Annotated in this window: 17 protein-coding genes and 1 pseudogene; 9 read left to right on the top strand and 9 right to left on the bottom strand. The window is 49.4% G+C overall.

Annotated features, from left to right (window positions below; translation table 11 throughout):
• Positions 1-348 precede the first annotated feature (348 nt).
• The 7 genes from AAIR21_RS21470 to AAIR21_RS21440 form a co-directional block, all read right to left on the bottom strand.
• Positions 349-1,212 carry an ATP-binding protein gene (locus tag AAIR21_RS21470; RefSeq protein ID WP_025204036.1) on the bottom strand — a complete coding sequence of 288 codons (864 nt, stop codon included), beginning with the start codon at positions 1,210-1,212 and terminating at the stop codon, positions 349-351.
• Between the two features lie 5 nt (positions 1,213-1,217).
• Positions 1,218-1,883: an exodeoxyribonuclease X gene (gene exoX / locus AAIR21_RS21465; RefSeq protein ID WP_434682278.1), complete on the bottom strand. Its 666-nt coding sequence runs from the start codon at positions 1,881-1,883 to the stop codon at positions 1,218-1,220.
• On the bottom strand, positions 1,861-2,040 hold the full coding sequence (locus AAIR21_RS21460) for a hypothetical protein (RefSeq protein WP_434682275.1): 180 nt from the start codon (positions 2,038-2,040) through the stop codon (positions 1,861-1,863). The genes exoX and AAIR21_RS21460 overlap by 23 nt, the downstream gene beginning before the upstream one ends.
• 298 nt (positions 2,041-2,338) lie before the next feature.
• Positions 2,339-2,530, bottom strand: a complete 192-nt coding sequence (locus tag AAIR21_RS21455) for a DUF1482 family protein (RefSeq protein WP_422711807.1) — start codon at positions 2,528-2,530, stop codon at positions 2,339-2,341.
• A gap of 131 nt (positions 2,531-2,661) precedes the next feature.
• On the bottom strand, positions 2,662-2,865 hold the full coding sequence (locus AAIR21_RS21450; RefSeq protein WP_434682272.1) for a hypothetical protein: 204 nt from the start codon (positions 2,863-2,865) through the stop codon (positions 2,662-2,664).
• Between the two features lie 857 nt (positions 2,866-3,722).
• A complete protein-coding gene (locus AAIR21_RS21445; RefSeq protein WP_434682269.1) occupies positions 3,723-4,583 on the bottom strand; it encodes a hypothetical protein in 861 nt (286 codons plus the stop codon).
• A gap of 176 nt (positions 4,584-4,759) precedes the next feature.
• Complete coding sequence (locus AAIR21_RS21440; RefSeq protein ID WP_434682267.1) at positions 4,760-5,143, bottom strand: helix-turn-helix domain-containing protein; 384 nt, start codon at positions 5,141-5,143, stop codon at positions 4,760-4,762.
• A 104-nt stretch (positions 5,144-5,247) separates the two neighbouring features.
• Between AAIR21_RS21440 and AAIR21_RS21435 the strand changes: the two genes are divergently transcribed.
• The 6 genes from AAIR21_RS21435 (at position 5,248) to AAIR21_RS21410 (ending at position 9,857) form a co-directional block, all read left to right on the top strand.
• On the top strand, positions 5,248-6,882 hold the full coding sequence (locus AAIR21_RS21435; RefSeq protein ID WP_434682264.1) for a YdaS family helix-turn-helix protein: 1,635 nt from the start codon (positions 5,248-5,250) through the stop codon (positions 6,880-6,882).
• Positions 6,883-7,008: 126 nt separating this feature from the next.
• Positions 7,009-7,551, top strand: a complete 543-nt coding sequence (locus AAIR21_RS21430; protein ID WP_422713055.1) for a hypothetical protein — start codon at positions 7,009-7,011, stop codon at positions 7,549-7,551.
• Positions 7,548-7,811 carry a hypothetical protein gene (locus tag AAIR21_RS21425; protein WP_422713054.1) on the top strand — a complete coding sequence of 88 codons (264 nt, stop codon included), beginning with the start codon at positions 7,548-7,550 and terminating at the stop codon, positions 7,809-7,811. Before AAIR21_RS21430 ends, AAIR21_RS21425 begins: the two co-directional genes overlap by 4 nt.
• Complete coding sequence (locus tag AAIR21_RS21420) at positions 7,811-8,809, top strand: hypothetical protein (protein ID WP_422713053.1); 999 nt, start codon at positions 7,811-7,813, stop codon at positions 8,807-8,809. Before AAIR21_RS21425 ends, AAIR21_RS21420 begins: the two co-directional genes overlap by 1 nt.
• A gap of 2 nt (positions 8,810-8,811) precedes the next feature.
• The gene (locus AAIR21_RS21415) at positions 8,812-9,507 is read left to right on the top strand and encodes a phage baseplate protein (RefSeq protein WP_422713052.1); all 696 of its coding nucleotides are present in this window, start codon (positions 8,812-8,814) and stop codon (positions 9,505-9,507) included.
• 2 nt (positions 9,508-9,509) lie between these two features.
• Positions 9,510-9,857 carry a hypothetical protein gene (locus tag AAIR21_RS21410; protein ID WP_422713051.1) on the top strand — a complete coding sequence of 116 codons (348 nt, stop codon included), beginning with the start codon at positions 9,510-9,512 and terminating at the stop codon, positions 9,855-9,857.
• Here AAIR21_RS21410 and AAIR21_RS21405 read toward each other — a convergent pair.
• Complete coding sequence (locus tag AAIR21_RS21405) at positions 9,850-10,410, bottom strand: BRO-N domain-containing protein (RefSeq protein ID WP_422713050.1); 561 nt, start codon at positions 10,408-10,410, stop codon at positions 9,850-9,852. The two genes, AAIR21_RS21410 and AAIR21_RS21405, sit on opposite strands and share 8 nt — an antisense overlap.
• Positions 10,411-10,688: 278 nt before the next feature.
• On the bottom strand, positions 10,689-11,456 hold the full coding sequence (locus AAIR21_RS21400) for a hypothetical protein (RefSeq protein WP_422713049.1): 768 nt from the start codon (positions 11,454-11,456) through the stop codon (positions 10,689-10,691).
• Between the two features lie 20 nt (positions 11,457-11,476).
• On the opposite strand from AAIR21_RS21400, the gene AAIR21_RS21395 reads away from it, so the two are divergent.
• From AAIR21_RS21395 to AAIR21_RS21385, 3 genes and pseudogenes are all read left to right on the top strand, one after another.
• Positions 11,477-12,706, top strand: a complete 1,230-nt coding sequence (locus AAIR21_RS21395; protein WP_434682258.1) for a baseplate J/gp47 family protein — start codon at positions 11,477-11,479, stop codon at positions 12,704-12,706.
• The gene (locus AAIR21_RS21390) at positions 12,687-13,313 is read left to right on the top strand and encodes a hypothetical protein (RefSeq protein WP_422713047.1); all 627 of its coding nucleotides are present in this window, start codon (positions 12,687-12,689) and stop codon (positions 13,311-13,313) included. The genes AAIR21_RS21395 and AAIR21_RS21390 overlap by 20 nt, the downstream gene beginning before the upstream one ends.
• Positions 13,310-14,032: pseudogene (locus AAIR21_RS21385) on the top strand (phage tail protein); the annotation flags it as partial. The gene AAIR21_RS21390 and the pseudogene AAIR21_RS21385, both read left to right, overlap by 4 nt.

Genomic DNA, 14,032 nt, shown 5'->3' with positions numbered 1-14,032 from the left:
AGCCGGATGAAATTGATTATCAAAAATCAGTCGTCGATAAGGACGTCCAGCCAGAGAACAAAAACGATGAGCACCACGGTCACCACAAAGGCGAGGGCACAGAGAATCTTTAAAAGAATCATAGCTAGCTAATCTCCTTAGTCTTGCACCGCTTTTTCCTGCGCTTTTGCCTGGGTTTGATGCTCGGTGGCACTTTCTGCGGCCGGGCAGGGGGTAGCTCAAAATGTTTATCACTGATTCGGCGGCGGCTGTTCATTGACCAGACTATCCAGCCCGACCAGTCACGACCGTCATCAGCATGGTGCAGGGCACTCAGTAACTCCGTATCACCCTCGGTCAGATTTGATATCACTGCGTGGCCTCCTGAAATTCCTGCTTTCGAACCTCGTAGAAAGATTTTGCCTCTGCCTGTTCGGTCGGGTTATCCCGTAGAGACTTAAATGCTTCCGCGAAAGCCACTTTCAGTTGCTCATATGATTTGGCCGTCTCCGCAGCACGCAGGAAGTGAGCCAGGTCCACCCCGGCTTTTGTCCGGCCCTCATTCAGCCAGGCAATGAGACGCTCGCCGACTGATGCATCGATAACCGTGTAGTCAGCGTTAGGGAAAAGTCCCGTGCGGTCTTTTGAGGCGATAGCAACGTGCGTTTCATGGTTGATATCCAGAACGGTAGTAAATTCGTATTCGACGCCATCACGCTGTTCTGACTTAAGCCCGAGTTTTTGCACCTTCCTTGAGCCCTCCATTTGCGTGGTTTCGGTCTTGCTTCGCATGGTGGCAATGACGTGCAGGCTGCTGCGCAGGATGGCATCGAGAAACTTGCGATGGCGCGGGGTAATCTCAGACCAGGCGGCGTGGGAGTTACCCTTAAATTTTGCTTTTGAAATAACATCCAGCTCCTCAAGGCAGCCGCCGACGCCGTTCCATTCGTGAGACATACTGTCAATAATGACGATGTCATAGCCTGCACTCTCAGCAGTCTCTATAGCCGCGATAAAGCGCTCAGGGGTGAAGGGGGGCTCCAGCTCCAGTACGTCAAAATCAAATTCGTTTGAGTAAAGGGATGCACTCCCTTTCTCTGTGTCGATAAAGGCAACAGAGCCCCCCATGCTTTTTGCAATAGTTAATGCGCTGTAAGTTTTGCCTGAACCGCTCGGGCCTGTGAGTGCCAACCGCAGTCTGGCTTTTTTTCGCATGGCCTTTTCAAATTTCATATTTTTTATCCTTTAAGCCAGTGACGGGCGGTGTGTTTAATGTTGTCGTCCATATCGGTAGTCAGTATCCAGGACAGGTAGCCGCTGTCGATACGGGCAATCTCTTCATAGGTCTTCCCGGCGTATTTACCCTTGCGCATGGTTCGCAGCAGGATGGGCTGGTTGCTGATTTCCAGCATTTCTTCTACAGACCATCCAGATTCTGTGTAGATGCGTGAGAACAACGCAGCGGTGACGTAGCAGTCATACAGCGCGCGGTGGGCGTGCAGGTGTTCCGGCACCCGGGGGTTGAGTCCGAGGGCGTAGCGCAGATACTGGTTGGCGTGAGACTCAAGGTCAGGCCACATGCGCGCAGCCAGTTTCCATGTGCACAGCCACTGCCCGCCCATATCCGGAAGCACGCCGCAGTCGAACTGCGCATTATGCGCAACAAAGAGTTGCACGGTCTGATAGCGACCCACCACAGCACCAACAGAAGGTTTATCTGCAACCATTTCTTCAGTGATGTGATGAATGGCCATCGCACCAAACCCGATAGGACGGTCAGGCTTAACGTAGTCACTCATTGGGTTCACCGGCAGACCTCCGTCGATCACATCAACGGACGCTATCTCAACAATGCCGCCTTCGAAACCACAGGTCTCAGTATCAATAATTCGAAATATGGTCATACATTCCTGCCTTTATAGCCTGCCGCTCGGTTTTAAAATCAGCGTTCGCTTCCTGCTGCGAGAGTTCACTGGTCATTACTGTTAATTCATCACCGGACTCGCCGCCGGATAACCCGGCAGGCAAGAGGTTTTCATCAAAAAAGGAATCCAACGGCATAAATCATTACCACCTGAATTGAGACATATTCGCTGGTGTTTTATGTTTCGCTGGCTTTCTGAGTCTTGCTTTTAATTTATTAATGTCTTCTTTTCGTTTCCTTTTTAAAATGCACGTTGCGCAGTAGTAATCCTGTCTCTGGTACGGATATATATCTGATTTCTGTAATTTCATTTTCGCCCTGTCATGCCTGTGGCCGCAGCCCCGGCAACTACAAATAACATTATCCATTCTTAATTTCCTGGATTTAGAGTAAGTTAATCTCTGCCGGTGAAGGCATAAATAAAAATAACTCTGTTTAATCGTCTGAAGCGGTTACAGCCCCTGAATGCAAAATGCCATCAACGGGATAACATCCGGCATTTAAATAACGTTCCTCATAGATGATATGACTGCATTCAGCTTTCGTTTCGTAAACACCTTCAATTAAATCTGTGCAGTCAGTGCTGCCCGAACAAATGGTTAAAACGAGAGCGAATAACGGGGTCATTAGACACTACCTCATAAATGATTCTGGCTTTTTCGTTTTCAACTTCATTAAGCATTGTCATGTCGCCGAGGAATTCTCCGACGAATTTTTTGACCTGCACGGCGTTGATACGGTTGATGACGTCCTGCATATTAACCATGGCGACGGACCGCCCTGAGGTTATCTTCCTTGTTTTTTAAATTTTGGTATGCCTCATTATACTCAGTCATGGCCTTAGCGAGTCTGTCGGCGTAATGGCGGTCAAATGGACACGCGATGATTTCACATTCACTGCATTCAATAACAGGGCAGAATGAAATAACATTAATAACGGCAATTGAAATATTAACAGTCATAATTTCCTCCATATATTAAACAAACTTTGTCGGTGTGGTGTCGGGTGCCTCCCGATAAATAAATCCAGTTAACAAATTTATTCGCCACTAGCCTTTGAACCAACAGGGACCGACAGGTTTTTAACTGAGGCGCGTGCGCATAGCCGCATTCACCACACCACAAAGTTCGCTTTAAAAAGGGTGGTATCAGCCAAAGGAAGAAAAACTAATACCACCAAAACCACACACAGCAATATGTTGTGGCGGGGTTACCACTCAGGCGTATGGTCAACCTGGTAACCCGGTGTCCTCAACTCAGGTGAAGGAAGGGCACCTGGCCATACTTACCGCCGCACCGTTCTGCGGATTACCACAACCGGAAGCGCATTCCACCATCTGGTTTAACGACAAAGCTCAAATGAGACGAACCGGAATGCGCTTTCGTGTTGTGTCCCGGTCTCTTCCCGGGCGTCACACTGAATCGCCACGATAGTGAATCGCTCTATGGAGGGGGAGTAACCCTCTTGCTTGCACATTCCGGCTACCCGGTTTGGTAAGGGATACCTGTAAAGAACCCATCCGGACCGCTAACGCCACATGTGCCATATGGCGGGCCTTTTTTGCACCTGGCTCCCGGTGTTAGCCTCGTGGTCCGAATAACTACGAGGTAATTTTCATGGCTAATTTTATTGTTCGCGTTGAACTTCATGGCGCAACAAGTGATGACTACACCAAACTTCATGCCGACATGGAGCTGGCGGGATTTAAAAGAACAATTATTAGCTCCAATCGAACAACCCTTCAGTTACCAACAGCAGAGTATGTTATTAGCTCTTTTGCTGATGGTGAGTCTATTCGTGATGCCGCTTACAATGTCGCTATTGGGGTGTGTCGTGACTCACGCACAATGAATCAGAATGGCAAGAGCCAGAACCCGTCAGTAATTGCAGCAGAGTTTTTAAATCTTTCGTGGCGGAATCTGGACGAGGTTCGATAGCATCTACAAGGCAACGTTCAATGTAGGCAAGCGAAACTTTTATGTGCCCACCCTGACTATCCAGAGATGATTCCAGCAGCGAGATCAGATCAGCGTGATAAAGGTGCATAAATGAATTATTCACATCCTGAGCCAGTTTTGATGCTGGCTCTTTATCCGTGCGGCGATCGTTATCCCTGATTTTGTCGGCCAGTAGTTGAGCTGCAATTATCTGCACTTCAGTCGGTAAACTCTGGAATTCCATACTCTTCTCCGTTAGTTCATTCTTAATTGCTGTATTCATTTCCAGCGCTTCGGAGTGGGCTGCAGCAAGCATGTCACGGCGAATCTGAGCAGTAGGGGCAGTATTCCACTTGTGGTACATGTCCATGGTTTTGCCGTCGTCAATTTCCGCGTTGAGCTCCAGAGCCTCTGCGTGACAGGCCTCAATTGCTGATTCTTCACCATGTTTAAACATCAGTTTCCCCGCCGCAGCTATCCGATCTTCAAACAGATTCATTTCCAGCGCTTCGGCATGGCGCAGTTCTACAGAAACAGTCTGCTCAATTGGTGTCATTTGATTCCATACTTCACGGGCAGCGTCGCCAGGTGCGTAAACGTATAAGGTATTACGGGCATCGTATTCTTCCAGCGCTTCCGCGTGGATCGCTTCCATATCAACAGCTGAGCAATCGCTGTTAACCACTACTTCCATCATTGGCTCGCCATCGGTATCGACGATCTGTTTGATTGCGTGTGTCATCCTGGCTTCTCCTGTTTTTCCCCTTATCGCCGGGGAGGCGGAACGTTTGACCTGTTGCACCGATGTGCTTTGATGGGATTGATTGTTGCTTAAAGAGATACTCTCGTCAACCTTTTGGATACATATGGGAATAAAAAAACCGCCATATAGGCGGTATGTTTGTGTTTTATTTAGGATTATTTTTTTGTTTCTGACTTCAAAACCATGGATGTGTAGAAATTCTTCAGTTCTTCATACCTCATTTGGAAGGCTGCAAGCATATTCCGACGTTCAATAGGCGGCATTTTTCGAAATACATCTATCAATGCATGCTCATCTTCGGAGAGATCACCGACTCTTTCATCCTTTCCAATTAATATCCAAGTCAACGAGCTGTTCGTGGCATCCGCTATCTTACTGGCGCATTCTACAGGTATTGTGCCGCGGGCAAACCACCGGTTAACCGCAGAGCGGCTTACTCCAGCTATTCTCCCCAGATCTGCCTGAGTTAAGCGCTTTTCAAACATGATAGCGTTCAGGCGTCCGGCTAGGTCGTTATCTTTCAGGTTTTCTTCGTTCATGTGCTGATTGTACGCCTAAGGGCAACATTTTCAAATTCACCAAGGTTGACATGCGTTGCGTTATGGGACACGATTGTAGATGTTAAATCAACAAGGTGAACAAAATGACAGCATTAAACAAAGCTATACACTTGGCGGGTGGTCAGGCCGCGTTAGGCAGAATCGTTGGAGTTGGCAGGTCGTCTGTAAATAAGTGGGTCAAGCTATACCAGGGGCGTGTTCCTGATGAGCACATAATCCCGATCTACCTCGCAACTGGTGTAACACCTCATGAACTGCGCCCAGATAGACACCCTACCCGGTTCGACAACAACGATGCCATCATGGAAGCACTGGCAAAAGCGCAGAAAGACGGAACCAGCAAAGAAGCGGCTGCGCTCTACAACATTGGACTCAACCCAAGGGACGGTGTTGCTGTAAACCTGCCCAAAGTTTATGAAAAAGCAGCGCAGTTAATCGAGAGCAATAAAGGGACAGGGTTGTCGCAGGCTATTCTGGACTCTCAGGGGTACGGTGCGCTGGGAGTTGATCTCCACACAGCAAACCAGGCTGATGCGAATAAAGATAAGCTAACTTCCTATGGTCAACAGTTTCAGGATACCTCGCAAGCTCTCGATATATCGAATAAAAGCCAAAGCAGTTATCAGGATGCGACAACGACGTTCATGAATAATATGGACCTTGTTTCTAACGCCCTTACTTCCAAACTTGCCAGCCTGAATGGGCCTCTGGGGGATTTGTCAACGACAATCGCTAAGGGATTGAAAGCCTTTATCGATGGCCCTAATGGTACCGCCGTCTTCGACATGATACGCGATGGGCTGACGGACCTCTCTAACTGGCTCAGCGGACCAAACTTTAAAAGCGATATGCATGATTTCGCTGATGACGTTAAAGCTGTTGTAAGTGCTCTGGGCGGTTTCGTCCGTTTCGCTGCCGATCATCCGTGGTTATTTGGCGCAGGGCTATTAGCGATGACTGGTGGGGGAGGGGTAGCGGCCAGTGCCGCCTATGCTGGCGGTAAATTCGCTGCAGGTATGTTGCTTCGAAACCCCTGGACTTTAGGTTTTGTGCCGAATAACGACACGCCGACCACCAGTGAAGAGATGAAGGGGATTCATAATTTTGACGAGAAAAAATGGAAAGAAGTCGCTGACTGGCAGAAACAACACCCGGGCGAAACATGGCCGGGAAACAGTGAGGTTGTCCAGCATGCTCAGGCCGCCAGAGGGCTCCGTAACAACAACCCAGGAAATCTGAAGTTTGCAGGTCAGCGCGGGGCCACGCTTGAAGATGGACCTAATGCCACTCATGCGAAATTCAACTCTATGGGGGATGGGCTGTACGCTCTTGAGCATCAACTCGAGATTTATTTAGGTCGAGGCAGAAATACGATTGACTCCATTTTCGATGTTTATTCGAAAAAGAATCATGAAGCCTATAAAACGCACGTATCAAAAATCATGGGAATTAAGCCGTCTACTGTCATTACATCGGAGAATAAGGAGCAGATGGTGAAGCTGATGCGCGGTATTATTTCCATGGAAAACGGTGGCCAGGCTAACCAGATTAGCGATCAGCAACTGGCGGCAGCCTGGAGCGGCAACCACCAAAAAGACGCGCGTATTCAACTGCAGGTTGGTCTTGAGCAGACACCGGGTTCAGATGTAGGGCTGACCGTGAAAAGTCAGGGTGTTCGCCTGCCATCTAACATACCTATGTTTGTCATTCCAGGGTGATTTTTCATGAATGTAATTCGGTCTTCTTTCAGACTCGCGTTTGAGATTTCCCCGATCCTCTTAACCGGAGGGATTGCCTCTAACGTACCAGGGGGCGTGCTGCCAATAGCGGTTTTCACGGAGGGATTGAGTATTGCTAATGGTTTGCTGCTCGGTAACGGGGTATCAGTGGATCAGATGTCGACGCGCTTTACCCCCTCGGCAGGCACCACTCTGATTATGCAGGATGTTTCACAGTATCCCTTCCTGAATCAGGCGACAGCGGCGAACGCAGTGGTGCAAAAGCCAAACCGCGTGGTCATGCAGATGACGCGGCCCGCCAATACTAAAGACGGCGGATATATAAACAGGGGCGTATCTATAACAGCGCTGAAAGCTGCGCTGGACAATCACAATAAGGCCGGAGGAACGTATATCGTCATGACCCCGGCATTCGTCTATACCGATTGTTTGCTGACTTCGTTTACTGATATTGCGGGATTTTCTGAGCAGAACAAGCAGGTGCAGTATTCCTGGTCGCTGGAGTTCATCCAGCCATTGCTCTACGCCTCTCAACTTGATTCCGTCATGAATGGTCTGCTCAACGCTATAACGGACGGCTCAAAGGCGGCTAAAAGCCTGAGCTGGTCCGGTATGTGGCAGGCGGTTAAACAGGAGTTTATCCCTTGAATATAATCCCATTTGACCCGACCAGCGATACGCCATTGACCTTTTCTGCCACTGTCGGTGGTACGGCAGTTTATGGCACCGTGCTATTCAACATCTATGCACAACGCTTTTATCTTCGTCTCACCGGGGGAAGCAATCAGACGCTTGTTTATGTTCCTATGGTGGATTCTCCGGACGACTTCGACATCAATCTCGCTTTACCTCTGGCACCGGGAAAATTGGTTTACCGGGCCAGTACCAGCAACATAGAGGCCAGCTAATGCGTTACTACAAAATTAACATTACAGACAAAAACGGAAAAACTATTGAGGATGGGCATGGGAATAAATTTTTATTCGACAGCTCGAAAAATCCTGCGGGGGCATTGCATGTTGTCTTCGATCTCCCCGTATTCTCCGAGGATGTGAATATCGGTGGCGGGTCGGTGGTAATTTATGGGCTACCCCTTTCCATGCTCAATCAGAGCGTAAATCTCTGGCTTGCAAACATCACTATTGAGGCTGGGTTTATGCGGGGCCTACCGCTGGCTACAGCGCAACCCAGACCTGGCGTGATCATCAAAGGGCAAATTTGGAGCCCTTACGGAAACTGGGAGGGGGTAAACCAAACGTTAAACCTCGTCGTAAATCCCTCATCTTCCCTTGATGAAAATGGCAAAGAGATCGCTATCAATTTTTCGGGAAGAAAAGGTGAAAAGCTAGCGGATGTGCTGGAGCGGTGCCTGAAGGAGGCGTTTCCACAAAAGACGATTGATATTGATATTCATCAGAATTTGGTGTTGTCGGAAGATATGCCAGCTGTCCCTTACAACAAGCTGAGCAATCTGGCTCAAACAATACGTAACAACACGCAGAGAATGCTGAATAAACCCGGTTATAACGGTGTGTATATAGTTACTCAGAATGGCGGCATTCGTGTTTTTGACAACGACGCAAGCGGTACGCTGCTGGAGTTAAAGGCGCAGGATCTCATCGGGCAACCGACATGGACAGGATTTAACCTAGTATCAGTCAAGACCCCGCTTCGTAGTGATATTCAGGTTGGGGACCGAATTAAACTGCCTCTTACTATTACTTCCGGACCCGGGGCTCTATTGGCTCGGAGTTCACAACAATCCCACACCGCCCAGCGTTCGCAGGTCAACTTCAGTGGTTATTATCAGGTGATGAGCATGCGCCACATAGGTGAGTACCATACCCCTACTGGCATTGCATGGGTTACCACCTTCGAGGTGAGCCCTATTAACGAAGGGGCTTAAACATGAGCAATGCACAAAAAAGCGCACTGATTCAGTCGTTAGCCAACTTTCAGGCCAACGCCATCGATGACAATGAACAGCTTGCAGGTAAGGCGCTGCCGTGTCACGTAGTGAGTGTTGATGGGGCTATCGTTACCGTTCAGTTTGATATTCTACCGTCAGTGGCGACACTGCCTCAGATTACGATCCCAGTCTTCGGTTTTGAGTATGTTCGCTACCCGATTCAGGTTGGTGATAAAGGAATGACCATTCCGGCAAGCGTGTCACTACGTGGCGTTTCTGGACTTGGCACAGGTATGGCAGATATGTCCCGTCCGCCGTCGCTGACGGCGCTATTTTTTATGCCTGTCGCTAATGTTGGTTGGGCATCGGTTGATCCTGAAGTACTGACCATGTACGGTCCGGGTGGCGTCTTGGCGAGAACAACCGATGGTAGCGCCAGCGTGGCTGTCGAACCAGAGGTAGTTACCGTCAAAGCAAAGACCATCCGACTGGAGGCAGGGGAGATCATACTTGCTGGCGCAATAAGTCAGGAAGCTACGGAAGGCAGTAGTACAGAAGCATCTCTGATTGGGCCGCTTACTGTACAGAAAGATGCGATCATTAACGGCATCAGTTCCAGTGGTCATAATCACGATATAGAGGGCGTCCAGTCCGGCGGCAGCACCAAAACTTCTACAAAACCGAATGCGGGGTAATTATGCGAACATGGGGCCGGGTCGTTGATGCGAACAAAAATAAACAATGGGTGATGGTGGAGCCAGATTCCAGCGGTGACTTCTCCTACGGCTGGCTGACAACGTTGATCCAGACTCTGAAGCTCGCCCTGGGTGAGTCACCGTTCTTCGCGCAGTACGGAATACCTTCGCAGCAAAGTATCGTGCAACAGGTGTACCCGGACTACTACGTGAACATGGTTCAGCAGCAGTTCGCCGGGTATTTTGCATCGCTGACGATCTCGCGCGTAAGTGGGGCGACCAACCCCACTTACAGCATCAACGTGGTATTTTTCAATGGGGTTAGCTACCGAATGGCGGTCGCTACTTAAGCAAAATCAGCTGCTCTATGGTCATTCGCTTAATGGCGTCACGGCTGATCACCAGCCATCCATTTTGCTCCATCCACCATCGGTACGTGTCCAGAGTCGATAAAACTGTACCCTCCGGTGCCTGTTCTGTGTGTATTACGTTTCCGGACTCGTCGAAGTGCACAACAACAGTGCGCGGGCCACCGTGGATTATCTCGCTAGTTGCGGGAGGTGCTGATGCACCCACTTCGCGATCTAGGATATCTAACACCCAGCGGCGAAACTCTTTGGCTACCGGCGTGCGGGCGAACATAGCGATAAGGTGGGCACCGCGGAGGGAGAAAACTCGGACTTTCAGGCGGCGTTTACTTCCATTGATACCATTGGTCATCGATTCGATGACCAATGACATGGTGGGGGTGAATTCTTCTTCGTTTTCGTTAAATAAATTTGTGAGGGATTTTGCACACTTATAGCCAAGGGCTGAGGCAAGTTGCTTAGCTGATAACCAGATCTGATCGTTGTGGTTGATAACGTTGAAGTTAATTTCGTTGAAAGCAAGTTGAGTTGCCATATGTGGTGTCCTATCAGATTGTTCATTAGACCCCGTGTTCAATGGGGTGGTCAGGTACTTGAACACCGCTGATAGACGGCCTGCATCCTTAACCTTGCGGCTGTTGTTCGGTATGCACGCTACCCGACCATAAATCATAAAATCTGGACATAAAAAAACCGCAAAACTATCGGGCGCGGTAACCGCTATCAGGAGGTGTGTTCAGCACCGTCCCTTGATCATACCCGATTGGCTGGCGTTGTAAAGAGATTGAGGAGGCAATCAGGTATGAGAGCACATCAGTTGCTAACAAATACAGAGTCAGTGTAACTGCCTGTGTGGGTGCTTAATACCTCGTTCGTTTTGCGAGAGCGAATATCAACCTTCATCCCAAGAAATGGGTTTTCTTCAGACATGCTTAATACGAAATTAAAGTTTTCTTTTAGCATGAAATTGGCGCTTTCCTTATTATCTACGAAATAATTTCCCGGGCCAACCCCCTTACTCCCTAAAGCATCCAAATAAATATCACAAGATTCTGGAGTATATAAGGCCAATGTTTTTTTATTGTAACAATATGCTTTTGCAATGTAAGGGTATTCGGTTACCGATGCTGACTTAAATTCTTTTATTGAGAATGATTTATTTTCTTGTCTTTTTTCATCTATTTTATCTTGTTCTTGTTTATCCTTCTGAACAATAAGTTGTCTTTGCTGTTCAAATTCCGCTCTGGTGTAAAGATTGAATTCTGGATGTGCTGTATTGTTGCCCCTTAAAAATAATACGCGTGACGTTTTTGTACCATCATTGTAATGCACACTAACGGAGCATGCGGAACTATTGTTTTTTGAATAAAGAGTGCCATTGTTATTTGTTATTATATTGGTGATTGTCTTATCTGAACTTTTGTTCAGGAAGTTAATTATCTCCTCATCCTTTATTGTTGAATCATTCCCTCTACTATCGTGGACACTCAGGCAGCTACCAAGTTGCTCTGAATCTGAGTCAACATATGAAACACACCCGGAAATAATCAACGCAATCATAGGAATTATTTGTTTAATCATAAAAAACCTTTAGAGGATATATGTCAGACCTACCCATAATCATGACCCCGGCGGGAGCACAGCCCACGCCACCCGCAACATTGTATGAAACCCTGATAACCAACGTCGCCGCAAAAGTGCCCGGTTACACCGCCAATCTGCCGGCTGGTCTTATCACCGATCTCGCCAGTACAGCAACGGGAGCGCTGGCGCTGATAGACCAGGCCCGTGTCGATTTGATTAATTCTGTTACGCCGTATGGCGCCAATGAATTGCTCCTGATGGAGCTGGGGGCCATGTACGGCATTCAGCCAGGGCAGGGGACGAATACCTCAGTATCTGTGGTGTTCAGCGGGTCTCCGGGTTTTGTTGTTCCGCGCGGGTTCACTGTATCGGATGGCAACTTTCAGTATTCGGTGCAGGCCAACACCGTTATTCCGGCCGGTGGTCAGACGCCTCCGGTTTACTGCCTTGCCATTTCGCCGGGGACATGGGCGGTTCCGGCGGGATCAGTGACGCAAATCATCACCTCCGTACCTGCAAACCAGCCTTTGACGTGTACCAACCCGACTGCAGGTCTGCCAGGAGCCGATAAACAGGACGTTGCCTCGTACCGGGCGCAGGTGATGCAGTCCGGGATGTTTGCCGTGCAGGGGACGCCGGACTGCGTAATTGCCGCGCTGAAGAAAGTGGACGGCACCCAGGACAATCTAATACGGTACCGGCAGGTTCAGTCGAATGAATGGGTCGTTGTTGTTGGGGGCGGTGACCCGTATGAGGTGGCCTATGCGATCTACCAGTCGGTGCCGGATATTTCCCGTCTGACCGCTGACGTGGTTAACCCTTCAGGCGCTGCTGTTGATAAGCGCACTGTACAGATTACGGTTTACCCCGACACGTACGAAATCTTCTATGTGGCACCAGAATCCCAGAGCGTCCAGCTGCTGATCGAGTGGAACACTGTTTCCCTGTCGTATGTGGACCCTGCAGGTGTGCAGAAGGCTGTGGCCCAGCCCCTCGCTGACTACACCAACGCGATCCCCGTCGGCGTACCGATAAACATTCTGGAGATCCGCGACATTTTTCTGCGCTCCGTCGCGCCGCTGGTGCCTTCGTCGATGGTGTCGATGATTGACGTTAAGGTAGCTATCAACGGAGCGGTGGTGCCGCCTGAGGTTGATACCAGCCTGGTATACGGCGACACCTACAAATACTTCTCAACTTCTGCCGCTCAGATTCAGGTGAAAAAACATGGTGACTCCAGTTCTTAATATCCTGCCGGCATATCCGTTCGTTCAGTACCGGGACGACGAAGATGTGGTGGCCTTTTTTGACGCGTACAACGAGCTGGCACAGCAGTACCTCGACTCCCTGAACAACCTTAATCTTCCCTGCTGGACGTCGCCCGCGATTACCGGCCTGCTGCTGGACTGGGTAGCGAAGGGGATTTATGGCGAGGAGCGGCCTGTTGTCATGGTGTCGAAGGAGGCGGTAGCTAAGGGGGCTTACGATTCCATCGAGTATAACGCGTTGCCATACGCCAGACTGAAGCGCTACGTCCCCGGCGTGACGGAGTATCTGCCGGATGATTACTTCAGGCGGATATTAACCTGGAATTTTTTTAAAGGTGACGGGTTCCACTTCTCCATTGACTGGCTGAAACGACGGGTAGCGCGGTTTATTCATGGTGTCGGGGGGATTGATCCACCTGTTCAGCACACCTTTGATGTCGGCGTGACCGTCAATAACGGCACCTTCAGCATCGTCATTCCCGAATATGGCAATGGTGTCGGTAATTTTCTCAAGGTAGCGATACAGCAGGGGCTTGTTAAATTGCCTTTTATTTACGAATTTACAGCAACGGTGGCAGAGCAATGATTACTGGCTTTGGAAATAATATCGTTTCTGCGCTTGCAGCAGAAATAACAGCGTCACAAAAGACCATCCCGGTGATGCCGGGGACGGGCGTGAAGTTTGCCGCGCTTCTGACGCAGGATAATGTTAACCCCTCCACTGAACTGGATATGTTCGCAAAAATCACCCTGACTGATTCCGGGGCGACTGAGTTTGAAATTTGTCATCTGCTTTCGGTCAGCGGTGACGTGCTGTCGGTCGCCAGGGGTCAGGAAGGGACACCCGCAAAAGGGTGGATGTTGAATGACGTTGTGGCAAATTTTGCCACCCGCGGCTCTGAGAACCAGTTTGTGCAGATTGATCACCTGCAGAGTGGTTTCTATTGCGCTGGTATTGCCGGAGGGTCGGCAAATGCACTGACGCTGAGCCTGCCGTCTGCATTCTTTATCAACGGTGCCACGGACTGGATGCTCAGAACGCCAGTCATTGTCTATCCGACTCAGGGCAACACCGGGGCCAGCACGCTGCAGCTCGTTATGGGCGGCAGGGTGCTTGGTACCTTCCCGCTATACAAAGGTGACAAGGCCCAGCTGGTTGCCGGAGACATTATTAAAGATGTCGCCCTGGTCTGCATGCTGGACAAGAGCCAGACATTTTTCAGCGTGATGAATCCGGGTGCAATTTATGCCGGGCTGGGCACTGCAGCTTTCAAAGATATCGTCACCTCCATGACCGATACGACA

This window comes from Enterobacter sp. PTB, assembly GCF_051130085.1.
Taxonomy (GTDB): domain Bacteria; phylum Pseudomonadota; class Gammaproteobacteria; order Enterobacterales; family Enterobacteriaceae; genus Enterobacter; species Enterobacter ludwigii.
Note: the sequence above shows the minus strand (reverse complement) of the source record. Positions and strands in the feature narration are given on the sequence as shown.